The sequence below is a fragment of the Streptomyces sp. Q2 genome (assembly GCF_056820935.1).
Window position 1 is genome coordinate 20921 of the sequence record NZ_JBXEJE010000020.1, and the last position, 24442, is coordinate 45362.

Here is a 24442-nt window from a genome sequence, read left to right on the forward strand (position 1 = left end):
TGCATTTAATTGCTTTCAGATGCATGTAATGGCTAGAGTTCCTGGCCACAGGTTGCTGCCATGCGGACCCACAGGAGGGAGCGCCAGCGTGCCCCGCTCAGAGGTACAAGCTGACCGGCGAACCGGTATACCGGCCGTCCGCCGAGTCGACCACTTCGCGTTCACGGTGTCCGATCTGCACACGGCCACGGAGTTCTTCGCCGAGCTCTTCGGCGGTGAGCTGTGTTACGTCGAGGGCCCGGTCCGGGACTCGGCGGGGGACTGGATGACCCGCAAACTGGGTGTCCCCGCCTCGGCTTCGGCGCACGTGGCCATGGTGCGCGTCGGGCCCAGCACGAACCTGGAGCTGTTCCAGTACGAGGTGCCGGGGCAGCGCACGGTGCCCCCGCGGCTCGACGACCGGGGAGGCCGTCGGCTGTCGCTGCGTGTCGAGAACATCCACGCCGTGGCCGCCCTGCTCCGCGCCCGGCCGGACACGCGGATCGACCACGACATGCTGGAGCCGGACGCACAAGGCGGCGCGTCCGTACGCCGCATCGGCTGTTCCACGTCCTGGGGCATGGTGCTCCAACTGTGCGGCGCGGCCGGTCCGCCGGACCCGCGGCCCGCGGGTCCGACGGGGCCGGTCCGGGTCCTCGGAGCCGACCACCTGGCGCTGACCGTCGCCGACCTGGGCGCGTCCGTACGGTTCTTCACCGACGTGATCGGCGCCTCGCGGCTGCCCGGGCACCCGGCACGGGAACGGGCCGGCGCCCCGACCCGCGCCTGGCTGCGGCTCGGACCGACGGACCGGCTCGAGTTGCGCCAGTACGAGGGCGACGACCCGGCCCCGGCACCCCGCAACTGCGATGTGGGGGGCTCGCACATCGCCTTCCACACCGACGACGTCGACGCCGCGGCCGCCTATCTGGCCGACCGGCCCGGCGTCCACGTGATGGGCACGCCGGAGACCATCACCGACGGTCCCATCGCCGGCAACCGATGGGTGTACTTCACCACCCCCATCGGCGTGCAGCTGGAAGTCCTGTGCATGCCCGACGGCCGGCTGCCCTACGAGCGCCGGACCCGCTCCCGGCGGGTGTCCTCACGTTTCTTCGACTGGCACTGATCCCTGCCCCCGTCGCGGCGGCGGCCGGTGCCGGCCGCCCGACGCGCTCAGTGCCTCTTCCCCCTCCCAGCCACTTCTTCCCAAGGAGCACCATCATGCGGTGGGACCACCTGTACGTCGCCGGGACCGGCGCCAGTCTGCCCAAGACGATGAGCGTCGAGGAGGCCATCGACGCCGGCGTCTACGACGAGGAGTCCGCCCGGCACAGCGGCCATCTGTCGGTCACCGTCGCCGCTCCCGAGGACAGCATCCCGGAGATGGCGGTCAAGGCCGGGCGCCAGGCCCTGGAACGCTCCGGCTACGGCCCGCAGGACGTGGCCGCCGTCACCTACTCGGTCGTCTTCCACAACGGGATCGACATCTGGAACTCCGGGTCGTACATCCAGAAGGGCATCGCCGCGGCGGGCTGCCTCGCTGCCGAGGTCCGCTCCGGTTCCAACGGCGGACTCATAGCCGCCGAACTCGCCGCCGCCTATCTGCACGCCCACCCCGAGGCGAAGGTCGCCGTCTCCACGGCGGGAGACCTGTGGACCGATCCGTACTTCGACCGGTGGCGCACCGACCGGATCCTGTACGGCGACGGCGCCGCGGCCCTGGCGCTGTCGCGTGAGGGCGGCTTCGCACGGATCGTGTCGATGGCCACCTACACCGACCCGGATCTGGAGGCCATGCACCGGGGGCACGAACCGTTCGGGCCCTTCCAGCACGACGCCGAGCACCCGATCGACCTGAACCGCCGTCACCAGCAGTTCCTGGAGACCTTCGACAAGGACGAGGTCTGGCGCCGGGTCGAGGACGGGTTGCGCAAGGCCACCGGCCAGGCACTCGACGAGGCGGGACGCACCGTCGACGAGATGGACTTCCTGGTCGCCCCGCACTTCGGTGCCGCGCTGACGCTCAGGCAGTGCCTGCGACCCATCGGCGTGGACGACCTGACCCGGACGGCCTGGGACTTCTCCCGACGTACCGGGCACCTCGGCCCCGCCGACCAGTTCGCCGGGCTCAACCACCTCGCGGAGACCGGCGCCCTCACCCCCGGCAAGCGGGTCCTGCTGCTCGGGGTGGGCGGGGGCTTCAGCTGGACCTGCGCCGTCGTCGACGTCGTCGAGGAGCCCGCCTGGCGCGGCGTGCCGGCGTGAGTCCCGCCGCACCGCCCTCCCGAGTCCCGTCGGGAGACCCACCGTCACCACAGCCAAGGAGTCAGCCATGCCCGTCGGCATAGTCGGCCTGGGCGCGTACGCCCCGCCGCAGGTCATCGACAACGCACAGGTCAGTACCTGGACCGGGGCCGCCCCGGACTGGATCACCGAACGCACGGGTGTCCGCCACCGGCACTACGCCGACCCGGGCGTCACCACCTCCGCGATGGCGGCGCACGCGGTCGAGGAACTGTTCGCCGAGTCGCCCTACAGCCGCGAGAGCGTCGCGCTCACCGTCCTCGCCACGTCCACCCCCGACCAGCCGCAGCCGGCCACGGCGGTGCGCATGCAGAGGCTGCTGCGCATGCACAGCACCCCCGCCTTCGACGTGAACGCCGTGTGCTCCGGCTTCGTGTACGGCCTGAGCGTCGCCGAGTCGATGCTGCGCACCTCCCGAGAGAAGGGGACGGCGCTGGTCATCGGCGCCGACATGTACTCCACCATCATGGACCGCAGCGACCGGCGGACCGTGTCGCTCTTCGGTGACGGCGCCGCGGCCGTCCTGCTCGCCGAGGTCCCCGAGGGATACGGCATCCACGCGACCCGGCTGTTCGCCGAGGGCGACGGCGAGGACCTGGTCGAGGTGGTGGCAGGCGGCACCCGGCAACGCGCCGACGACGCCGCCCGAGCGGAGGGCCGGCACTTCTTCCGGATGCAGGGACGGGCCGTGAAGGAGTACGCCCTGCAGGTCATCCCCAAGGTCGTGGACGACGTGCTGGACTCGGCCCACCTGGAGATCGGGGACATCGACCGGGTCCTCATCCACCAGGGCAACACCCGTCTCGTGGAGGCGGTCGCCCGCGAACTGGGCGTGGACATGGCCCGGGTCCCGCTGACCGCGCCCCTCTACGGCAACACCGGCGCCGCGTCCATCCCCTTCACGCTGCGCCACTCGCACCGCGAGCGCCCGCTGCAGCGCGGCGAGCGCGTCCTGCTCGCCGCCGTCGGCGGCGGGATGACCGCCGGCGCCGCCGTCCTCACCTGGTACTGAGGGAAAGGAGACCCGATGCGTCTGAAGGACAAGGTGGCCGTGATCACGGGCGGCACCCGCGGACTGGGCAGGGCGATCGCCGAGCGCTTCCTCGACGAGGGCGCCACCGTGGTGCTCGGTGCCCGGAACCCGTACGACATACAGCAGTTGATCGACCAGTTGCCGGACCGGGTGCTCTATCACGAGACGGACGTCACCAGCCCGGCCGGTGTGGAGGGGCTCATGGAGGCGGCGGTCGCCGCCTACGGCCGGATCGACGTCCTGGTGGCGAACGCCGGGGTGAACCGGGACGGCAAGGTCGACCGGCTCTCCGCCGCGGACTGGCGGTCCATGATGGACACCAACCTCAACGGCGCCTTCTACAGCCTGCAGAGCGCGGCGCGCCGGATGACGGCCCAGGGGGGCGGCCGGATCATCACGGTCTCCTCCAGCATGGCCAGCCGGGTGGCCATCGGCGCGGCGGGCTACTCCGCGACCAAGGCGGCCATCGAGACCCTCACCAAGGTCGCGGCGATCGAGCTGGGGCGCAAGGGAGTCCAGGTCAACTGCCTGGCGCCGGGCGTCCTGGAGGACGGTATGGGCCGCGAGCTCTCCCAGAACAAGAAGGTGTGGGAGGCCTACAGCGGCCGGTTCTCCCTCGGCCGCGCCGGGACGCTCGACGAGGCGGCACTGGGCGCGGTGTTCCTGGCGAGCGACGACAGCTCGTACGTCAACGGCCATGTGCTGGAAGTCAACGGAGGTCTGCTGTGGGCGTGAAGGCCTCGGAATCCAGGGTCCGGCTCGTCGTCGCCGACGGCGTCGGAACCATCGAACTGTCCCGGGAACCGGTCAACGCCCTCGACCACCGGGCCCAGTCCGAGCTGCGCGGGGCCGCGGAGGAGGCGGCGGACCGTACGGACGTGTCGGCGGTCGTCCTCTACGGCGGACCGGACCGGTTCTCCGCCGGGGCGGACATCCGAGAGATGGCCGGCCTGGAACCGGTCGACATGGTCCTGTGGGCGCGCCGGCTCCAGGAGGCGTTCACGGCGGTGGCCGACATCCCCAAGCCGGTGGTGGCCGCGGTCACCGGATTCGCCCTGGGCGGCGGCTGCGAGCTGGCGCTCACGGCCGACCATCGTATCCTCGCGCCCCAGGCACGCATCGGGCTCCCCGAGATCAAGCTGGGCGTGATCCCGGGCGCGGGCGGCACCCAGCGGCTGGCCCGGCTGGTCGGCACGGCCAGGGCCAAGGAGATCATGTTCACCGGGCGTGCGCTGAGCGCCGAGGAGGCACTGCGGATCGGGCTCGCCGACCAGGTGGTCGACCGCGACCAGGTGCTCGGCCAGGCCCTCGCGTGGGCCCGTCAGTTCGTCGGGGGGCCCTCGCTCGCCCTGCGGGCCGTCAAGCAGGCCGTCGACCTGGGGACGGCGACCGACCTGCGGTCCGGTCTCGCGCTCGAACGCACCCTGTTCGAAGGACTGTTCGGCACGCAGGACCAGTTGTCGGGCATGCGCACCTTCGTCGAGAAGGGTCCCGGCAAGGCGGTCTTCGCGGGCCGGTGAACGAGAACACCGGCGCGACGGCCGCGGCCCCCGCGAGCTCTCCGGGGNGACGGGGTGATCACCCTGCGGGTGGCCGAGGTCGGCGACCTGTCCTACGGGCCCGAGGCCCATCGCCGGCTTGGTGCGGGCGGCACCCGCGGCAAGCTCCTGCTCACACCGTGACGCCGAGGGCGTGATCACGGCCGCGGCCCCGGAGAGCTCTCCGGGGCCGCGGCCGTGATCACGCCCTCGGCGTCACGGTGTGAGCAGGAGCTTGCCGCGGGTGCCGCCCGCACCAAGCCGGCGATGGGCCTCGGGCCCGTAGGACAGGTCGCCGACCTCGGCCACCCGCAGGGTGATCACCCCGTCGTCGACCAGGTGGGACAGCACGGCCAGCTGGTCGCCGTCCTGCTCGACGAAGGTCTGCAGCACGGTGATGCCGCGTTCCGCCTTGGGCGGTTCGGGCGCGTAGATGGAGCCGGCCCTTCCGCCGTCCCGTACCGCGCCGATCACCCGCGGCGCGATGCCCGCGGTCTCCAGCAGGGCGTCGGCCACCCCCGCCGGGAGGGGTTCATCGGCCGACAGAACCGTGGCAGCCCCCAACTCCTTCGCCAGGTCGGCGTCCTGGGGACGGGCCAGGGCGATGACCTCGACCCCGCGGGCGGCGGCCAGCTGGACGGCGAACCCGCCGACGGCTCCGACGGCCCCGCTGACCAGTAGTCGCTCGCCCGGTCGCGGAGCAATCTTCTCCAGCGCCTGGTAGGCCGTCAGTCCGCCCAGCGGCAGGGCGGCGGCCTGCACCAGGTCCACGGTGCGCGGCGCCGGGGCCGCGATCGAGGCGTCCAGAGCGACGTACTCGGAGTGGGTGCCTATGCCCGTCGCGTACTGGGCCGACATGGCTACCACCCGGTCACCGGGGGAGAAGCGCTCCACGCCCTCGCCGACCGACTCGACCGTTCCGGCGAGGTCCCAGCCGAGCACGAGGGGGAAGGGGTGGGCGATGGAGTCGGCCATGGCGCCGGAACGCACCAGCAGATCAACGGGGTTGACGGCCGACGCGGCGGTACGGACCAGGATCTGGCCGGGCTTCGGGGTGGGTGTGGGGAGCTCGGAGACGGTCAGCAGCTCGGGGCCGCCGTACTCCGGCAGGATCAGTGCGCGCATGCGGAACTGCCCTTCAGGGTGGTCGAGTTCTTCGCCGAATACTGCGATCTTTCTTGCAGCCGAAAGCATATTACTTGGATGAGGTTTCCGTGAGTCGGCAGCTCAAAGAGGCGCCAAGGCGCGCCGCCGGGTAGGCATCCCCCCTTTAGATGCTTGCGACTGCATTGAATATAGGGCTATGTTGAGTCGCGCGGGCCCCGAGCCCTCCGCCCCTTCTTCGACGCAGGAGGCAGTACGCCATGTCCAGATCGATCGACTCACCCCTCGCGCCGGGCAGTTCACGGCTGCCCACGCTGACCGGGATGCGCTTCATCGCCGCAGCTCTCGTCTTCCTGCACCACGGGATCTGGGTCAACGTCTTCGCCGACCGGGACGTGGTGTCCCTCTACCACGACCTGTTCATCACCGCCGGGCACGTCGGCGTCTCCTTCTTCTTCCTCCTCAGCGGCTTCGTGCTCACCTGGTCGGCCCGGAAGAAGGACACCTTCGGCCGCTACCTGCGCCGCAGGGCGGTCAAGCTCTACCCCAACCACGTGGTCACCTTCGTGGCCGCACTGCTGCTCGTCGCCACGTCCACCCAGCTGCACCAGGCGATCCCCAACCTGCTGATGGTGCAGTCCTGGTTCCCCGTGTACGACGTCCTGTTCAGCGTGAACCCGCCGAGCTGGTCGCTGGCCTGCGAGGCGCTGTTCTACCTCTCGTTCCCGCTGCTGCTGCGCTGGGCCAACAAGATCCCGGTGAAGGCGCTGTGGGGCTGGGCCGTGGGTGTCGTCGCCGCGGTCATCGGAGCCGCCGTGTTCGCGCAGACCGTGCTGACCAGCGGTCCGGCCATGCCCGACGGACAGCCGCTGGGGCTCTACCAGTTCTGGTTCGTGTACGCCCTGCCGCCGGTGCGCGCGCTGGACTTCTTCCTCGGCATCCTGCTGGCGCGGATCGTGATGAACGGCAAATGGATCCGGGTGGGCGTGCTCCCGGCCGCGCTCCTCTTCCTCGCCGGCTACGCCCTCGCGAGCCAACTGCCGTACGTGTACGGGCTGAACGCCGCGACGATCATTCCGATCGCCCTGCTGGTGCCCGCCGCCGCGGTGGCCGATGTCGAGGGCCGGCGCACCGGTCTGCGCGGCCGGTTCGCGATCTGGCTGGGCGAGATCTCGTACGCCTTCTACCTGGTGCACGCCATCGTGCTGATCTGGTGCCGGGCGCAGTTGGGGCACGCGCAGGGCTGGAGCACGCCGGCCGGCCTGCTTCTGATGCTGGCCGGCCTGATGCTGAGCGTGCTGGCCGCCTGGGCCCTGTACGCCTTGGTCGAACGCCCCGCCATGCGGCGCTGGAGCAAGCCCCGAGCGGACCGCGTGGCGCCGGCGACCCCGGAGGTCGCCAGACCGGACCGCGTCCCCGCCGGATAAAGAAACCGTCCTATCGGTTCTGTTTCCCGGGGGCCTCCGAGGGGTTCAGTGCGACAACGGACCGAATAGTGCCGGATTTGAGTGCTATTGCGCCCCAAGAAGGCAGCAACCTCGCTCCTTGTATCCGGATTGACAAACCGCAGAGACTGTTTTTTACTGACGTCATCGAAGTGAGCCAGGGGAGGGCGCGATGACCACCACGGCACAGGCCGCAGGGCCGGAAGCCATCAGTTTCGGAGGCGAGGCGAACCCTTACGCGCTGTACGCGCGACTGCGGCGCCAAGCTCCGGTCAGCCACATGTGCCTGCCGGACGGCGGGGAGTTCTGGCTGGTCACCCGGTACGCCGACGCGAGGAGCGCGCTGGCCGACCCTCGTCTGAGCAAGGACCCCAACCAGGTCGGCGACCGTTGGCGGGCCACCGTGGCCCAGCCGACCGACGGCGAGGACGCCTCCCTCGTACGTCATCTCTTGAACGTCGACCCGCCGGATCACACCCGGCTGCGCCGCCTGGTGCACAAGGGCTTCACCCCACGCCGCATCGAAGCTCTGCGCGGACGCATCCAGGAGATCACCGACGGCCTGCTCGACGAACTCGCGGCAGCCGCGGGCCCGGTGGACCTGCTCGACCGGTTCGCCTTCAAGGTGCCCGTCACGGTGATCTGCGAGCTGCTCGGCGTCCCCCTCGACGACGTGGAGGACATCCACTCCTGGTCGACGGCGCTCTCGACACTGGTCGCCGACGAGGAGGGCCACGCCAAGGTGGCCCTGGCGGCCGGCCAACTCGGCGAGTACCTCGCCAAGTTGGTCGAGTACAAGGCCGGCCACCCGGGCGACGACCTGATCAGCGCCCTGATCGAGGCCAGGGACGAGGGCCAGCGCCTGTCCCACGCGGAACTCACCGCCATGGCCTTCCTCATGCTGATCGGGGGCCACGAGACCACCGTCCACCTCATCGGGAACGGCATGCTCGCCCTGATGCAGCACCCCGCCCAGATGGCGCTGCTGCAGAACGACCCGTCACTCATCACCGGCGCGGTGGAGGAGTTCCTCCGCTACGAAGGGTCGGTGGAGGTCGCCACCTGGCGGTTCGCGGTCGAGGAGCTGGACTTCGACGGCGTACGGGTACCCAAGGGAGCCCCCGTCCTGGTCTCCCTGGGCTCGGCCGGCCGGGACCCGGAGCGGTTCGAGAACCCCGACACCTTCGACATCACGCGCCGTGACGCCGCAGGTCACCTCGTGTTCGGCCACGGCATGCACTACTGCCTCGGCGCCCCCCTGGCCCGGATGGAGGGCCAGATCGCGGTGGGCAGCCTGGTGCGACGCTTCCCCGGCATCCGGCTCGCCGCCCCCGCCGACCAGCTGCGCTGGCGCGAAGGGCTGCTCATCCGCGGCCTGTACGAACTTCCCGTCCACCTGAGCTGACCGCGGCCCGGCCGCAGCCGCCCCTCCGGAGTCGATGCCATGCAGGCACCCCTTTTCGCCCTGATCCTGAGCGTGTTCAGTCTGGGCACGGCCGAGTCCGTCATCGCCGGGCTGCTCCCGCAGCTCGGCCGGGACCTGGACGTGTCGCTGTCCCAGGCCGGGCTGCTGGTCTCCGCGTACGCGCTGACCATCGTCGTCGGCGGTCCGTTCGTCACCCTGGCGACCAGCAGGCTGCCCCGCAAGCCCCTGCTCGTGGGCCTGCTCGCCCTGTTCGTGGCGGGGAACCTCGCGGCCGCACTGGCTCCCGGATACGGCGTCCTGATGACCGCCCGGGTGGTGTCCGCGCTCGGCCACTGCACGCTGTTCGCCCTCGCCCTGATCACCGCGGCCGAGATCGCCGGGCCGGAGAAGTCCGGCTCCGCGGTGGCCCGCATCATCATCGGCGTCAACCTCGCGACCATAGCCGGCGTGCCGCTGGGACTCGTCCTGGCGCAGCAGTGGGGCTGGCGGGCGACGTTCTGGGGCGTGACGCTCCTGAGCCTGACAGCCCTGGCGGCCTCGGTCGTGCTGGTCCCCGCCACCGCGGCAGGCGGCGGGGGCGGGGGAGCTGCGGCCGAACTCACGGTGCTGCGGGACCGGAGGGTCCAGGTGGCGCTCCTGCTGACGGTCGTGGGCATGGCCGGCGGATTCACCGCCTTCACGTTCCTGACCCCGCTCCTGGAGGACGTCGGCGGATTCACCCCACAGCAGGTGACCGTGCTGCTGTTCGTCTTCGGGCTCGGTTCGCTCGCGGGCGGTGTCCTGGGCGGCAGACTGGCCGACCGGGCGCTGATGGGATCACTGACCGCACTGCTCGGAGTTCTCACGGTGGTACTGGTGGCCTTCGCCGGTGCCGCCGCGCACCAGGCGGCCGCCGTGGTCGCGGTGATCGCCTTCAGTACCGCGTTCTTCGCACTCAACCCGGGCCTCGGGGCCCGCGTCCTCAACTCCGTCTCCGGCCGTGCCCCCACGCTCGCCGTCTCGATGAGCATCGCCTCGGTGCAGACCGCCATCGCCTTCGGGGCCTGGTTCGGCGGCCGGGTGATCGACAGCGGGTTCGGGCTGCGGAGCGTGCTGCTGGCCGGTGCGGTGCTCACCGCGCTCGGCTGCGCCATCGCCTGGGCCGAATGGCGTGCCGAACGCCGGTCGGCCGCGGCGCCGAAGGCGGCCCCCGTAGCAGTGACCGTCCGGGCGACCGAGCCCGAACGTCTCGCCTGACCCCAGATCTTGAGGTCTTCCGCCTGTCGTCACGACATGGCGTGCGGCCTTCCAAGCCCCCCACGCCCCCCACTTCCGTACATCCATCGGTGGAACACCGTCGTGACCGCCAGAAGACGTAAGGATCAGAAGTGACCAGCACGGTGACACGCAGAAGGTTCATCTCCCGCTCGGCGGCAGGAGCCGGCATCGCAGCGGTGGGCGGCGGCGTCGGTATCAATCTGCTCGACCCCTCGACGGCCGCGGCGGCCGCGGCGGATGGAGCGGACGCGGTCGGCACGTTCGGCCCGGCCACGGTGAGCCCCACCGACAGCCGTTACGCGGACCTCAGCCGAGGCACGAACCAGCGCTTCACAGGCAGCCCGGACACCATCACCGTGGTCGGTTCGACCAGCCAGGTGGTCGCCGCGGTGCAGGCGGCGGTGACCGCCGGCAAGCGGATCGCGGTGCGCAGCGGCGGCCACTGCTACGAGGACTTCGTGGCCAATCCCGCCGTCAAGTCCGTCATCGACATCTCCCCGATGAACCAGGTCGGGTACGACAGCACCCGCAAGGCCTTCGTCATCGAGGCCGGCGCCAAGCTGGGCCAGGTCTACGAGCGGCTCTTCAAGGGCTGGGGCGTCACGGTCCCGGGCGGCGCCTGCCCCACGGTCGGCGTCGGCGGCCACATACCCGGCGGCGGGTACGGCGCCCTGTCCCGCAAGCACGGCCTGATCAGCGACCACCTGTACGCGGTGGAGGTCGTCGTGGTGGACAAGGCCGGCACCGCCAAGGCGGTGGTCGCGACCCGCGAGGCCGGCGACGCCAACCGCGATCTGTGGTGGGCGCACACCGGCGGCGGGGGCGGCAACTTCGGCGTGGTGACGCGGTACTGGATGCGCTCGCCGGACGCCACCGGTTCGGACCCCGCGCAGCTGCTGCCGAAGGCTCCCTCCGAGGTGTGGATCGCCACCGTCAACTGGCCCTGGACCGGGCTCACCAAGGCCGGTTTCAGCCGCCTGATGAAGAACTACGCCCAGTGGCACCTGGACCACAGTGCGCCGGGCGTGCCCGAACTGGCCCTGTTCAGCGAGCTCAAGCCCAGCCACCGGGCGGCCGGCACGATCTCGCTGACCGCGCAGGTGGAGGCGTCCGCGCCCAACGCCGAGCAGATGCTCGACGCCTTCGTCGCCTACGTCGGCGAGGGCACCGGTGTCACCGCCCAGGTGGCCGACCGCCGCAAGGTGCCCTGGCTGCACGCCACCCAGTGGTCCGGATTCACCGGCCCCGACCCGCTCTTCCGGTTCAAGGGCAAGCCCGCCTACCAGCGCAAGAACTTCACCGACGCGCAGATCGACGCGATGTACAAGCACCTGACGCGCACCGACTACGAGTACCCGGCCGCCCTGATGCTGATCTCCGCCTACGGCGGCCGCGTCAACCAGGTGGCGGCGGCGGCGACCGCCGTGCCGCAGCGTGACTCGATCCTGAAGGTGCAGACCGCCGTGCTGTGGACCGACCCCGCGGACGACTCCAAGCACCTGACCTGGGTGCGTGAGTTCTTCCGCGACCTCTACAGCGAGACCGGCGGGGTGCCCGGCCTGAACGGCGTGACCGACGGGATGTTCATCAACTACGCCGACGTCGACGTCAAGGACCCGGCCTGGAACCCGTCGGGGACACCGTGGCAGCAGCTCTACTTCAAGGGCAACTACCCCGCCCTGCAGCAGGCCAAGGCCAGGTGGGACCCGAAGAACGTCTTCCGGCACGCCCTCTCGATCGAGCTGCCGGCCTAGGGCCGGCCGTCGCCGGCCCCACCCCCACAAGGTTGCCTGCGCTCGTGGCGGACGCCGAGGCGTTCCCGGCGCAGGACAGCAAGTAACCCCCTGTGAAACAACCGAAAGGTAAATCCTCATGACCACCCAGAACGTCAAGCGTCTGCAGGGCAAGAAGGCCCTGGTCACCGCGTCGTCCCGGGGCATCGGCCGTGCGGTCGCCCTGCGCCTGGCGGCGGACGGCGCCGATGTGGCCGTCACCTACCAGAGCAACGCCGCCGCCGCGCAGGAGGTCGTCGACGCGATCGTCGCCGGGGGCGGCAAGGCCGTCGCCGTGCAGGCCGACTTCGGCAGCAAGACGGACATCGAGAACCTCTACAAGGAGGTTCTGAACGCCTTCGGTTCGCTGGACATCGTCGTGAACAACGCCGGCATCGCCGGCAACGGCAACATCGCCGACGTGGACGACGAGACCTTCGAGCGCGCCGTGGACGTCAACCTCAAGGGCACGTTCTACTCGCTGCGCCAGGCCGCGGCCAAGGTCAGCGACGGCGGCCGGATCGTCAACATCTCGACCGGCTACACCCACATGACGTTCCCGGGCACCGGCGTCTACACGGCGACCAAGGCCGCTGTCGAGCAGCTCGGTCTGGCCCTCGCCCGTGAGGTCGGCGGTCGCGGCATCACCGTCAACTCCGTCCTGCCGGGCCTGATCCGGACCGACCAGACGGCCCCGATCGCGGACCAGTTCGACGCCTTCGCCCAGATGATGCCGCTCGGCCGCATCGGCGAGCCGGAGGACATCGCCGACATCGTCGCCTTCCTCGCGAGCGACGACGCCCGCTACGTCTCGGGCCAGTACATCGCGGCCGCCGGCGGCCTGGTCTCCTGACCGCACGCTGCGCCACCGCAGCAACCCCCCTCGCCTCGCGGGCGGCAGGTGAATCCCCCGGCCTGCCGCCCGCGCGGCTTTCCGCGTCGATGTTGAAGGATTGACATGGATTCTCTGGCGGACGCCGTCCTGAACGGTGCCTTGCCCGCACAGTTGGAGCGTGAGCGGCTGCCGAGCGACTATCTGGCGGTCCACACCCGTGCCGAGGACGTGGGCATGTTCCGGGACGTCGCCGACAAGGACGTCCGCAAGTCGCTGCATGTGGACCGGGTCCCGCTGCCGGACATCGCGCCGGACGAGGTACTGGTCGCCGTGATGGCGAGCTCCATCAACTACAACACCGTCTGGTCCGCGACCTTCGAACCGGTGCCCACCTTCTCCTTCCTCAACCGCCTGGCGCGGCAAGGAGGCTGGGACGCGCGGCACGACCAGCCCCATCACGTCCTCGGCTCCGACGCGGCCGGCGTCGTGGTCCGGGTCGGAGGCGCCGTCCGCCGCTGGAAGACCGGCGACCGGGTCGTCGTCAGCTGCGTCCAGGTCGACGACCAGGAGCCGGCGACACACGCCGACGGCATGATGGGCAGCGAGCAGCGGATCTGGGGATACGAGACCAACTTCGGGGGTCTGGCGCACTACACCGTCGTGCGCGCCAGCCAGCTGCTGCCCAAGCCGGCGCATCTGACGTGGGAGGAGTCGGCGAGCCTCATGCTCACCGCGGCCACCTCCTACCGGATGCTGGTCAGCGACCGCGGTGCCCGCATCAAGCAGGGCGACATCGTGCTGATCTGGGGTGCGACGGGGGGACTCGGCGGCTTCGCCGTCCAGTTGGTGAAGAACGCCGGAGGCATTCCCGTCGGCGTCGTCAGCTCGCCGGCCAAGGCCGAGCTCCTGAGGCGGCTGGGATGCGACATCGTCATCGACCGCACGGAGATCGGCTTGGACGGTGACGCGGCGCCGAGCCCCGAGCGCACCATCGAGCTCGGCAGACGACTGGGCCGAGCCATCCGGGAACGGCTTGGCGAAGACCCGCACGTCGTCTTCGACTTCATCGGCCGGGCCACGTTCGGCATCTCCGTCTTCGTGGTGCGCCGCGGCGGAACGGTGGTCACCTGCGGTTCGAGCACTGGGTACGACCACCACTTCGACAACCGCTACCTGTGGATGAACCTCAAGCGCATCATCGGCAGTCACGCGGCCAACCTGCAGGAGCAGTGGGAGTGCAACCGGCTCTTCCGGCTGGGCATGCTCTCGCCCATCCTCTCCGCCGTGCACCCGCTCGCCGAGACCGCCGAAGCCGCCCGACAGGTGCAGACCAACCGGCACACCGGCAAGGTCGGCGTGCTGTGCCTGGCTCCCGAGCCGGGGCTCGGCATTTCGGACCCGGAGCTGCGCGCCCGCATCGGCGAGCGCCGGCTCAGCCCGCTGGCCGACCACGACCAGGCGCCCGTCGTGGCGCCGGTCGGTTGAACCGGATACGAGAAAGAGGGGGAACCGACGTGGTGGAACTGGTGTCCGCTGTCGACGCGAGCCATGGGCCGTACGATCCGGGCTGGATCGACAGGGTGGGAGTGGTCGGCTGCGGGACGATGGGAGCCGGCATCGTCGAACTGTGTGCCAGGGCGGGACGCGAGACCACGGTGCTGGTCGGTTCGGACGACTCCCGCCGCAGGGGCGAGGCGAGGATCCGGGCGTCCCTGGACCGCGGGGTCGCCAGGGGCCGGCTCACCGAGGAGGAGCGGGCCGCGGCCTCGGCACTGATCTCCTTCACCACCGACGTCGGTGAACTCGCGCCCTGCCGACTGGTGATCGAGTCGATACGGGAGGACGAACCGGCCAAACTGGAGGTGTTCGGCGCCCTCGACAAGGTCCTGACCTCGCCGGACGCGATCATCGCGACCAACACCTCGTCCCTGTCGGTGGCGCGGCTCGCGCGGGCGACCGAACGGCCGGGCAAGGTCGTCGGACTCCACTTCTTCAATCCCGTCCCGGTGCTGCCGCTGGTCGAACTCGTCGAGTCGGTACTGACCGAGCCCGAAACCAGCGCCCGGGCCGCGAACTTCGTCGAGGGCGCCCTGGGCAAGACGGTGATCAGCGCTCCCGACCGCGCCGGTTTCCTGGTGAACGCCCTGCTGTTCCCCTACCTGATCTCCGCGATCCGCATGGTCGACAGCGGCCTCGCCACCCCTGAGGTCATCGACCGCGGAATGCAATTGGGATGTGCCCACCCCATGGGGCCGCTCAAGCTCGCCGACCTCATCGGTCTGGACACCACGGCCTCCATCGCCCAGGCGATGTACGAGGAGACCAAGGAGTCCCTGTACGCCCCGCCGCCGCTGTTGCTGCGCATGGTGGAGTGCGGGCTGTTCGGCAAGAAGTCGGGCCAGGGCTTCTACACGTACTCCTGAGGCGCGGCCCGGACCGGGGGAACGGAAACGACGCGACGGCCGTGCGCGCGGTGCGCACGGCCGTCGCGTTCTGCCCGCTCCGGGACGGCGGTCAGCCGCCGACCGTCGTGGGATCGTGGCGCAGTCGCGCCACGAGCGGCGCCGTCTGCTCGTCGAACGAGGCCACGTCGAGCGCGGTGGTGAGCTCCTTCTGGAAGGTCGCGGCGGCTTCGGCGATCACGGTGCGGCCCTGGTCGCTGATGTGCGCGTACATCACGCGCCTGTCCTCCTCGCCGATGACCCGGTGGGCGAGTTCCGCGCTCTCCAGCCGTGCGACGAGCCGGCTCACCGTGGACTGGCTCAGACCGACCGAGTCCGCCAGGTCCTGCATGCGCACACCACCGGTCTTCTCGTGGTCGCGCATGACGGTCAGGGCGGTGTACTCGGCGACGCTGACGCCATGACCGCGCTGGAGCCGCTTGTCCAGTGTGTTACTGACCCGGCTGGTGAGCACGACCATCTGGCGCCAGAGCTCGACCTCGTTGTCCCGTCGCCCGCGAGCGGTAGCCATACCGATCTCCACACCTGTCGTCCTGGCCCCCGTGCACCTCCAATGTTAATGCTCCTGCAAGCATTGACAAGCAGCACAGCATGACGCGTTGGGGAGACGGCGGGATCGCGACCAGTCGGTGATCACCTGGCGTACCAGTCGCTGTACGCGGCGAAGCGGTCGCGCAACGCGGGGACCGAGAGCCCGAGGTCGGCCGGCCGGAATGGACGGATGCCCGCTTGCGCGGCGGCGCCGGCCCGGGCCAGTAGGTCGATGTGCTCCATGACCGAGGGTGCCGGTTCCACGCCGATGAACCGGAGTGCTCGTCGGGCCACCGCGGCGGGATCCGACACCAGTTCGGCATGCCGGATGTCGAGCAGGCGGTCCGGTGCGAGCGACCCGACGGCTTCCCCGGCCCGCGCCAGGTGCTGTTCGATGTGGTCGGCCCATTCGCCCCCCACTTCCCCCGGGTTCACCCGGTAGGACGTGTGGCGCCGCAGTTCGGCGGCGAGCCCGGCGGTGACCGTCACCACGGCCGCCGGATCGCGGTGCACGCGGATCACGCGCGCGTCGGGGTAGACGCGGAGCAGGTCGTCCACGTAGGCGGCGTGGAAGGGGTCTCTGAGGACGAGCGACGCGACCGGTATGCGCAAGGTGATCGCCTGCAACTGCTGCCGGTGGAAGGCGTACGCGGCCGTGAGGTCCCGAGTCTGCAGCCACCTCCCGTATGCCGGGATCCGCAGATGCATCCCGATCACCGGGCTCTGGAACGCGTTGCTCAGGAGCCGGTGGCAGCCGCCCGGGCGGGTCGCCTCGCGGAACAGGCCCAGGGGCCGGTTCCCCGCCCCGGCCGTGGCCGCCCGCACGTGCTCCCGGGCCTGCCCGATCAGGGCCCTGCGGTCGCGGGGGCCCTCGGCCGGAGTCGAGGGGTCCAGCAGCTCCCACAGGGCGGGTGAGTCCACGTCCGGATGCTCCACGAGCAGGTTCTGGAGCAGCGAGGCACCACTGCCGGGCAGGCCCGCCATGAAGACGGGGGCGGGCACGGCGGCGGTCGCCACCTCGGGAACGTCACGGACCAGTGCCCTGAGACGGAACTGCACGGAGAGGGCCGTGACGATCCGGTCGCGGACCAGGGCCGCGCCCTTCGGGGTCAACCGGGCCTCGGTGTTCACCGCTTCGGCCAAGCGGTCGAGCTCGGGCAGGAATCCGGGCGCCGGAAGGTTCTGGGCGCGGGCCTGCTCGGTCGAGGAACGCAGGAGGTCCTGCGGATCGATGGCGGTGGAGGCGTCGGTGAGGAAGGTGTGGACGTGCGCACTTCCCCCTCGGGAGGGGACCGCCTGCCGTGCACCGGGCGCGGCCGCGGAGATGTTGGAAGGACGCTGCATTACTCGCCACCCCTGGTGTTCAGCGCTGCTTGAGACGTTCACGACTAGTTGACACCTTCGAGTACCGCGAGAATAAAAACCGTGTGTGCGGTTTGTCAAGCGGGGGAGAATCTGATGAGATCGACAGGAGAGAACAGCCCAAAACTGCACAAGTCCGGCCCAATGTACGGGAGTACAGAAGGACCGGTTGGTTTTTTTATTGAGGGCCCATACACTGCCCGCGTCCGTAGCCGTCGGACCCGTCAGGGATGCCTTCAGGCAATCCTGGAGTAACTAAGACATTCGGCTCAGACAACACCGCTCGGTCGGTTTTTCTCCGGGCTTCGAGTGGGTTGTGATGGGCAGGGAGAGTTCAGCAGGGAGCCGTCCGTTGACGAAACAGGAGAGGGCGTTCCAGACCCGCCGCGATCTCATCCGCTCGGCCGCCGTCGCGTTCGAGCGCCGTGGTTACGCCCAGGCGACACTGAGCGAGATCAGCAGGCAGGCCGGCGTGAGCAGCGGGGCGCTGCACTTCCACTTCGACAACAAGGCCGCGCTGGCAGCGGCGGTGGAGGAGGCCGCGGGAGAGGCTCTGCGAGACGCGGTGCGAGAGGCGTACCGCGGTCCGAAGCCGGCGCTCGAGGTGCTGACCGAGGTCTCGCACGGGGTGTCGCGCCTGTTGCGCGGGAGCATCGTGTTCCGGGCCGGCTTCCAGCTGAGCTGCGACTTCGCCTGGACCTCGCCGCTCGGTGTCAGACGCGAGTGGCAGGAGTGCGTGCAGCGCTGTATCGACGAAGCGGTGAAGGACGGGTCGTTGGATCCGGGGATCGTCCCGCGTGACGCCGTGACCACCATCGTGGCGGCGACGACCGGCTTCGGCCTGCTGGGCAGGGAGGACCGGGAGTGGCTCTCCCAGTCGACCTTCGCAGGTCTCTGGGTCCTGCTGGGGCCCCGGCTGGCCGCCCCGGAGCCGCTCGGCGCCGACCTGCACACCGAGTAGGGCGGCGCGGAACGTCCGGGTGCCGGTGGTGACGAGAGTTCATCACAGTGTCACGGAAAACGTGATCGCCTTCGGTCCCGCGGATGGCACACTGTCCGGGCCGAACCGGTGTCGTCCCGGCCCGGCGTGCCCCTTCGGCCAGGTACCGCCGACGTTCGAGCGCCCCCCGCTCCTTCGGCGAAGACCTCCGCCTGACCGGTTCAGAGCGGCACCGCATCTTGCAGGCATTGTTCACGGGAGAGGCGAGACATGTCGAACAGCCAGAAATGCCCTCTGAGAATGGATCCCGGCGGCAGCGACCTCCACGGCGAGGCCGCGCGCATCAGGGCGGGTGGTCCGGCGGTCCGGATCGAACTGCCCGGCGGGGTCCCGGCCTGGGCCGTCGCCGACCCGGAGGTGATCACGCGGCTGCTCGCCGCGCCGTACGTGTCCAAGGACGCCGTCCGGCACTGGCCCGCCTGGACCAACGGGCAGGTCCCGGCGGACTGGTCGCTCGCCATGTGGGTGTCGATCCGCAGCATGTTCACCGCGTACGGCGCCGAACACACCAGGCTGCGCAAGCAGGTGTCGCGGGCGTTCACCGCACACCGCACCAAGGCGCTCGACCCGGTGGTGCGGCGCATCACGGCGGAACTGCTCGACGCCGTCGAGGAGTTGCCGGACGATGTCCCCGTCGACCTGCGCGCCCGGTTCGCGGTCCCGCTGCCCGCGCGGGTCATCTGCGAACTGTTCGGGGTACCCAGAGAGCGTCACGACGAGCTGTGCACCATCTTCGACTGTCTCTTCGACACGTCCGCCGAGAGCGCCGAGATACGCCGATGGGCGGCCGAGTTGTACCGCATCCTTCAGGAACTCGTCGTCGCCAAGCGCGAACAGCCGGGGGACGACCTCACCAGCGGTCTCGTCCGGGCCCAGCTCGAGAGCCGGGCCCGGGGTGACGCCTCGGCCCTCGACGACCAGGAACTGCTGGACACGCTGGTCCACCTGCTCTCGGCGGGCTACGAGACGACGGTCAACCTGATCGACCACGCCGTGCACGCCCTGCTCACCCACCCCGACCAGCTGGAACTCGTCCGGGCCGGCGAGGCGAGCTGGGAGGACGTGGTCGAGGAAACCCTGCGCTGGGAGCCGGCCGCGGCCAATCTGCTGCTGCGTTACGCGGTCGAGGACATCGACCTGGGGGACGTCGTCATCGCCCGGGGCGAGGCGATCGTGCTGTCGGTCGCCGGGGCGGGGCGTGACCCGGGGGCGCACGGAGCGGACGCCGACCGGTTCGACATCACCCGGCCGACCAGGCGCTCGCACCTGGCCTTCGGGCACGGGGTCCACCACTGCCTGGGGGCCCCGCTCGCCCGGATGGAAGCCGTGGTGGCGCTGTCCGCCCTGTTCGAGCGTTTCCCCGGGCTGGCTCTCGCCGTACCGTCCGGCGAACTGCGGCCGGTGGCGTCGCTGGTCTCCAACGGCCACCGGGAACTCCCGGTGCTGACCGGCGCGTCGGCCGAGCGGGCACGCACGCGGGGCATGGAAAGCCAGGACACCCGGCGGACCGCGTCGGTCGTCCCGGCCTGAGACACGCCGAACCGGCCGGTCCGCTCGGGACCGGCCGGTTCGGCGCGTGCGTGCCGGGCAGGCGCCGCGCGGTTCAGTCCCGCAGGGCGAACCCCTGGAGCAGGCAGCGGAAGGCGACCTCGTCCCGCTGGGTGCCGGTGACCTCGACACCGAGGGCTCCCGCGGAGGACGCGGGGACCGCACGTGCCTCGATCCGGCACGGGGCGTCGAACTCCACGTACCGCTGGGCGTACATCGCGGTGGCGACGGGATTGAAGCCCCGGCCGCCGGTGAAGGCGTAGGCGGCCTGCTGCGCCGCTTCCAGAAGGACGAGTCCTGGCACGTGGTCCACCGGGTGGTCGATCAGGGCCGGGTGGCCGGTGTCGCTGATGAGTTCCCAGCAGTCCGGCCGGCCGGTGGACGCGAGGGTCACCTCGCGGGCGTCGGCGCGGCCGACGACGGCGGGCTCGACGGGGGCGGCCATCTCGCCCGGACCGGCCGTCAGCCGGTCTCCGCGCAGCCGGCGGTACACCGGGTCCGGTACCCAGGTGAAGCTCGAACTGCTGGTGACGAAGACCGTCCCGCGCTGTTGGAGGCTGATGCGTACCTGGAGACCGCGGCGGCCCGTCCAGGTGTAGTAGGCCTCGCCCCGCACCGGCGAGGTGGTGTCGGTGCGGTGACGCGGGTCCGCCGAGTAGGTCAGGTCGTTCATCAGGAAGTGGTTCGACCGGGACACCGCGAGCGCGGCGTGGGCGAGGCCGAGGCCCACCTGGCGCAGGGTCTGCGCGATCAGCATGTGGTGGTGCGCGCTTCCGTCGGCGGGAGCGAAGAAGCGGTGCCGTCCCGACCAGTCGATGTCGAGGTGGAAGGCGGTCTCGCCGCGGCGCTTCCAGTCCGTGACGAGAACGTCCTCGGTGGTGGCGCGATGGGCGAACGACGGTGATATCGCCGCCGACTGCGACTGGGCGGCCGGAACTCTTTCCGGGCGCGCGGCCAGGGCGTTGCTCGCTGTGTCGATCATGTCCCCCCCAGGGATCAAGAACAGTGCGGAGCTGTGGCGATTAACATACGGGGCGCGCGGTTCTTTTTTCAATGAGAACCCGAGAAACAGAGGGTTTTCCCGTGGATCCCTGGCTGGTGACGGCCGCCAAGCGTGCCGTATGATACGGCCCAACCGGTTTTAAACAAGGCTTGCCAGGCATCATGGCAATCGGCGGGAGACCACGCATGGCACGACAGGAACGCGCGATCCGGACTCGCAACGCGGTGCTCGAGGCCGCTGCGGAGGTCTTCGCCGAGCGGGGTTACGAATCGGCCACCATCGTGGAGATCCTCGAGCGTGCCGAGGTCACCAAGGGAGCGCTGTACTTTCACTTCCCGTCCAAGGAGGATCTGGCGCACGGCGTGCTCGAACACGCCGTGACCGCGCCGCCCACGGAACAGCCGATCAGGATCCAGTCGTTCGTCGACATGGGTCTCATCCTGGCCTACCGGCTGCCGCGGGAGCCACTGCTTCGCGGTGCCGCCCGGCTCGCGGCCGACCAGGGCGCGCAGCGCTTCTTCGGCCGGCCCTGGCAGGAGTGGGCGGCGTTGACGGCCGACCGACTGGCCGTCGCCAAGGAGAAGGGCGAGGTGCTGCCGCACGTGGATCCGGTGCGGACCGCCGAGACGATGGTCGCCGCGTTCACCGGCATCCAGTTGATGTCCCAGGCCACGACGGAGATGGCGGACTTCGCGGAGCGGGTTTCGCTGCTGTACGACCTCGTGCTGCCGAGCATCGCCGTGCCCGGCCTGCTGGGGCAGGTGGACACCTCGCCGGGACGCGGCGAGCGCGCCTTCGCCGACGCCCAGGCCGCCACCGAGGCGGCCCGGGAAGTCGCCGCGGAGGCCGCCTCCCAGCGGTAGAGCCGAGCGACGGGGCAGGGGGGCCTCCATCGCGCCGGGCATCACACGGAGGTACGGACGTACGCGAGTACCGAAGTGCCGAAGTGCCGAAGTAACGAAGTGCCGACAGGGCCTTCACCCCACCGCGGGTGAGGGCCCTTGCCAATGAGTGCGTCGTCCGCCCCCCTGACGCGCACAGCCGGATGCCGGGCGCTCCCGCTCACCGTCGCGAGGGGCGTCCTGCCACAGGGAGGGAACGATGAGTCATGGGTGAGTTGAAGAACCGGACCGCACTGGTCACAGGGGCGAGCCGGGGCATCGGGCGGGGCACCGCCCTGCGGCTGGCCGGCGCGGGTGCGATCGTCGCGGTGCACTACGGCGCCGACGAGGCGGCGGCACGGGAGACCGTGGAGCTGATACGCCAGGACGGCGGAGTCGCCTTCCCCGTCCGGGCGGACCTGCGCGACCAGGACGCCGCCCGCACGCTGTACGAGGAGTTCGACGCCGGCCTCGACCGGCTCGGGGTGGGCCCGGGCCTCGACGTCCTCGTCAACAACGCCGCGATCGGCCCGGTCGCGGACATCGAGGCGGCGAGCGAGGACCATTTCGACGAGGTCTTCGCGATCAACACCAGGGCCCCGTTCTTCGTCACCAAGTACGGCCTGGAACGGATGCGTGACGGCGGCCGGATCATCAACATCTCGTCGGCCGCGAGCCGCACCGCCTTCCCCGAGTCCATCGCGTACTGCATGTCGAAGGGGGCCGTCGACGTCCTCACCCTCGCGCTCGCCAAGCACGTCGGCGATCGTCACATCACGGTCAACACCGTGGCCCCCGGCTTCGTCGAGACCGACATGAACGCCATGCTGCGCCAGAACCCGGAGGCGGCGGCCGCGCTGGCGGCCGCCTCGGTCTTCAACCGCATGGGGCGCCCCGCCGACATCGCCGACATCGTGGCCTTCCTCGCGTCCGACGAGGCGCGCTGGATCACCGGTCAGTGGATCAGCGCCAGCGGCGGATCGGGCCTGTGAGATGGCTGCCGACATGTATGCGATACGGTTCGCCCGCTTCGGCGGGCCGGAGGTACTGGAACACGTCCGGGTACCGGTACCGCGTCCCGCCCCGGGCCGGCTGCTCATCGAGGTGGAGGCGGCGGGCGTCAACTTCGCGGACACCCACCAGGTGGACGGCTCGTACCTGACCGCCGACCACCTGCCCTTCGTCCCGGGCAGCGAGGTGGTCGGCCGGGCCGAGGACGGGCGGCGCGTGCTGGCGCGGGTCAAGGGCGGCTACGCGCAACAGGTCGTCGCGGACTGCGACGCCGTGCTGGAGATCCCCGAGGAACTGCCGGCCGCGAACGCCCTCGCGCTGCCGGTGCAGGGGCTGACCGCATGGCACCTTCTGAGGTCCGCCGCCCGGCTCGCCCCCGGTGAGACGGTCGTGGTGCACGCCGCCGCGGGAGGCGTGGGCAGCCTCGCCGTGCAGCTCGCCGGGCACTTCGGCGCCGGCCGGGTGCTGGCGCAGGCATCGGACCTCGCCAAGCGGGACCTCGCCCTCGGCCTGGGCGCCGACGGCATCGCCGAGTACCCCCTGCCGGAGCGCGCCGACGTCATCCTCGACGCGACCGGCGGCCCGCTCTTCGACCAGGCCCTCGGCTCGCTCGCCGACTTCGGCCGGCTCGTCTCGTACGGCAACGCCTCCCGCACCGCGTTCACCCCGGTCGATCCCGCGCGGCTCGGCCGGCTGAACGCCTCGGTCGTCGGCTTCTGGCTGCGTCCCACACTGGCCCGCCCCGGGGCGGTCTCGGGTCCCCTCAAGGAACTGCTCGACCTCACCCTGCAGGGGCGGTTGCGGCCGGTCACCGGCGCCGAGTACCCGCTGGACCAGGCGCGCCGGGCCCACGAGGACCTGCTGGCCCGCCGCACCACCGGGAAAGTGATCCTCCGCTGCTGAACCGGCCCGGCAGGACGCGACCCCGGCGGGGTGTTGCCCACTTCGGGTGGACAGCCGTCCCGCCGGGGCCGCCGCCCTTCGCTCACACGAAGGTCACCGCATCGCCACACCGGGGAGGAATGGGCCGACTCCTCCTCTTCCGCGGGGGGTTGGCCCGACGAAGGCGGAGGTAGAGGCCGTAGAAGGGCGAGGGAAAGGAGGCGCGTCCCTCGATCGGAAAACCGGTCGGGGCAGTCCGGCGCGGTGAGTTATTGTGTGGCGGGGGAAGAAACAAACGGCACAGCCCGTTCTTTTCCACCAGGAGTGTGCAGTCGATGCCGAGGCAGTTACGCGCCGAGCAGACCCGCGCGACGATCATCACGGCCGCAGCCGACCTGTTCGACCGGCACGGCTACGAATCGACCAGCCTGAGCGACATCGTCGAGCACGCCCAAGTCACCAAAGGCGCCCTCTACTTCCACTTCGCGGCGAAGGAGGACCTGGCGCACGCGATCATGGAGCTGCAGTCCCATGCCTCGCGCGGGCTGGCGAACGAGATGGACGCCCGCAGCTCCTCCTCGCTCGAAGCCCTGATGCGCCTCACGTTCGGCATCGCGCACCTGTCCGTCGAGGACCCGATCCCCCGGGCCGGCCTCCGGCTCGCCACCGGGGGAGTGGAGGTGCGCGCCCCGCTGCGGCACCCCTTCGCCGAGTGGCTGGACATCGCCTCCCGCAAACTCCTCAGCGCGGTCAGGGAGTCCGACCTCCACCCGGACACCGACGTCGACGCCGCCGCCCACTCCCTCGTCTGCTCCTTCGTCGGCACCCGCGTGGTCAGCCGTCACCTCGAACCCGTGACCCGCCAGCCGCGCAGACTCGCCGAGATGTGGCACCTCCTGATCCGGGGCCTGGTCCCGGTACCCCGCCGCGCCCGCTACCTGACGCTGGTCACGCAGCTGGAGCGGGAGGTCAGGGCGGTCTGACGGGAGGGGAAGGCGGGGCTTCGTCCTGCGCGCCGCAGGCGTGGGGCGCGGGTGTGCGGCCGCTGTGCGGTCATCAGGCGTGC

The 24442-nt window shown here is 70.7% G+C and carries 22 protein-coding genes; 18 read left to right on the forward strand and 4 right to left on the reverse strand.

Going from position 1 to position 24442, the window contains the following annotated elements:
• The first annotated feature begins 88 nt into the window (after positions 1-88).
• From ACWBNA_RS22490 to ACWBNA_RS22510, 5 genes are all read left to right on the forward strand, one after another.
• Complete coding sequence (locus ACWBNA_RS22490; protein ID WP_482706247.1) at positions 89-1108, forward strand: VOC family protein; 1020 nt, start codon at positions 89-91, stop codon at positions 1106-1108.
• 95 nt (positions 1109-1203) lie between these two features.
• The gene (locus ACWBNA_RS22495) at positions 1204-2247 is read left to right on the forward strand and encodes a ketoacyl-ACP synthase III family protein (protein ID WP_482706248.1); all 1044 of its coding nucleotides are present in this window, start codon (positions 1204-1206) and stop codon (positions 2245-2247) included.
• A 67-nt stretch (positions 2248-2314) separates the two neighbouring features.
• The gene (locus ACWBNA_RS22500) at positions 2315-3298 is read left to right on the forward strand and encodes a 3-oxoacyl-ACP synthase III family protein (RefSeq protein WP_482706249.1); all 984 of its coding nucleotides are present in this window, start codon (positions 2315-2317) and stop codon (positions 3296-3298) included.
• A gap of 15 nt (positions 3299-3313) precedes the next feature.
• Positions 3314-4054, forward strand: coding sequence for an SDR family NAD(P)-dependent oxidoreductase (locus tag ACWBNA_RS22505; RefSeq protein WP_482706250.1), 741 nt, complete (start codon positions 3314-3316; stop codon positions 4052-4054).
• A complete protein-coding gene (locus tag ACWBNA_RS22510) occupies positions 4051-4839 on the forward strand; it encodes an enoyl-CoA hydratase/isomerase family protein (protein WP_482706251.1) in 789 nt (262 codons plus the stop codon). Before ACWBNA_RS22505 ends, ACWBNA_RS22510 begins: the two co-directional genes overlap by 4 nt.
• 234 nt (positions 4840-5073) lie before the next feature.
• On the opposite strand, the gene ACWBNA_RS22515 is transcribed toward ACWBNA_RS22510, so the two are convergent.
• Positions 5074-5982 (reverse strand): NADP-dependent oxidoreductase, encoded by a 909-nt coding sequence (locus ACWBNA_RS22515; RefSeq protein ID WP_482706252.1) that lies wholly within the window; start codon positions 5980-5982, stop codon positions 5074-5076.
• 239 nt (positions 5983-6221) lie between these two features.
• On the opposite strand from ACWBNA_RS22515, the gene ACWBNA_RS22520 reads away from it, so the two are divergent.
• From ACWBNA_RS22520 to ACWBNA_RS22550, 7 genes are all read left to right on the forward strand, one after another.
• On the forward strand, positions 6222-7388 hold the full coding sequence (locus ACWBNA_RS22520) for an acyltransferase family protein (RefSeq protein WP_482706253.1): 1167 nt from the start codon (positions 6222-6224) through the stop codon (positions 7386-7388).
• A gap of 190 nt (positions 7389-7578) precedes the next feature.
• Positions 7579-8811: a cytochrome P450 family protein gene (locus ACWBNA_RS22525; protein WP_482706254.1), complete on the forward strand. Its 1233-nt coding sequence runs from the start codon at positions 7579-7581 to the stop codon at positions 8809-8811.
• Between the two features lie 39 nt (positions 8812-8850).
• Complete coding sequence (locus ACWBNA_RS22530) at positions 8851-10068, forward strand: MFS transporter (RefSeq protein ID WP_482706256.1); 1218 nt, start codon at positions 8851-8853, stop codon at positions 10066-10068.
• 131 nt (positions 10069-10199) lie between these two features.
• Positions 10200-11843, forward strand: a complete 1644-nt coding sequence (locus tag ACWBNA_RS22535; RefSeq protein ID WP_482706258.1) for an FAD-binding oxidoreductase — start codon at positions 10200-10202, stop codon at positions 11841-11843.
• A gap of 118 nt (positions 11844-11961) precedes the next feature.
• Positions 11962-12714 carry an SDR family NAD(P)-dependent oxidoreductase gene (locus ACWBNA_RS22540; RefSeq protein ID WP_482706259.1) on the forward strand — a complete coding sequence of 251 codons (753 nt, stop codon included), beginning with the start codon at positions 11962-11964 and terminating at the stop codon, positions 12712-12714.
• A 105-nt stretch (positions 12715-12819) separates the two neighbouring features.
• Positions 12820-14181: a crotonyl-CoA carboxylase/reductase gene (ccrA, locus tag ACWBNA_RS22545; RefSeq protein ID WP_482706260.1), complete on the forward strand. Its 1362-nt coding sequence runs from the start codon at positions 12820-12822 to the stop codon at positions 14179-14181.
• A 38-nt stretch (positions 14182-14219) separates the two neighbouring features.
• Entirely contained in the window at positions 14220-15119 is a 900-nt protein-coding gene (locus ACWBNA_RS22550; RefSeq protein WP_482706489.1) for a 3-hydroxybutyryl-CoA dehydrogenase, read from the forward strand.
• Positions 15120-15210: 91 nt separating this feature from the next.
• Here the strand turns inward: ACWBNA_RS22550 and ACWBNA_RS22555 are convergent, their stop codons facing one another.
• Positions 15211-15669: a MarR family winged helix-turn-helix transcriptional regulator gene (locus ACWBNA_RS22555; protein ID WP_482706261.1), complete on the reverse strand. Its 459-nt coding sequence runs from the start codon at positions 15667-15669 to the stop codon at positions 15211-15213.
• Between the two features lie 122 nt (positions 15670-15791).
• Positions 15792-17033 carry a sulfotransferase family protein gene (locus tag ACWBNA_RS22560; protein WP_482706262.1) on the reverse strand — a complete coding sequence of 414 codons (1242 nt, stop codon included), beginning with the start codon at positions 17031-17033 and terminating at the stop codon, positions 15792-15794.
• 370 nt (positions 17034-17403) lie between these two features.
• Between ACWBNA_RS22560 and ACWBNA_RS22565 the strand changes: the two genes are divergently transcribed.
• Positions 17404-18012 (forward strand): ScbR family autoregulator-binding transcription factor, encoded by a 609-nt coding sequence (locus ACWBNA_RS22565; RefSeq protein WP_482706263.1) that lies wholly within the window; start codon positions 17404-17406, stop codon positions 18010-18012.
• 279 nt (positions 18013-18291) lie between these two features.
• Complete coding sequence (locus ACWBNA_RS22570; RefSeq protein ID WP_482706264.1) at positions 18292-19581, forward strand: cytochrome P450 family protein; 1290 nt, start codon at positions 18292-18294, stop codon at positions 19579-19581.
• A gap of 73 nt (positions 19582-19654) precedes the next feature.
• Here the strand turns inward: ACWBNA_RS22570 and ACWBNA_RS22575 are convergent, their stop codons facing one another.
• Positions 19655-20581 (reverse strand): ScbA/BarX family gamma-butyrolactone biosynthesis protein, encoded by a 927-nt coding sequence (locus ACWBNA_RS22575; RefSeq protein ID WP_482706265.1) that lies wholly within the window; start codon positions 20579-20581, stop codon positions 19655-19657.
• Between the two features lie 206 nt (positions 20582-20787).
• Here ACWBNA_RS22575 and ACWBNA_RS22580 point away from each other — a divergent pair, with 206 nt between their 5' ends.
• The 4 genes from ACWBNA_RS22580 (at position 20788) to ACWBNA_RS22595 (ending at position 24359) form a co-directional block, all read left to right on the forward strand.
• Entirely contained in the window at positions 20788-21465 is a 678-nt protein-coding gene (locus ACWBNA_RS22580) for a ScbR family autoregulator-binding transcription factor (protein ID WP_482706266.1), read from the forward strand.
• 245 nt (positions 21466-21710) lie between these two features.
• Complete coding sequence (locus ACWBNA_RS22585) at positions 21711-22475, forward strand: SDR family NAD(P)-dependent oxidoreductase (RefSeq protein ID WP_482706267.1); 765 nt, start codon at positions 21711-21713, stop codon at positions 22473-22475.
• A gap of 13 nt (positions 22476-22488) precedes the next feature.
• Positions 22489-23397: a quinone oxidoreductase family protein gene (locus ACWBNA_RS22590; protein ID WP_482706268.1), complete on the forward strand. Its 909-nt coding sequence runs from the start codon at positions 22489-22491 to the stop codon at positions 23395-23397.
• 314 nt (positions 23398-23711) lie between these two features.
• Complete coding sequence (locus ACWBNA_RS22595; protein ID WP_482706269.1) at positions 23712-24359, forward strand: ScbR family autoregulator-binding transcription factor; 648 nt, start codon at positions 23712-23714, stop codon at positions 24357-24359.
• The last annotated feature ends 83 nt before the right edge of the window (positions 24360-24442 follow it).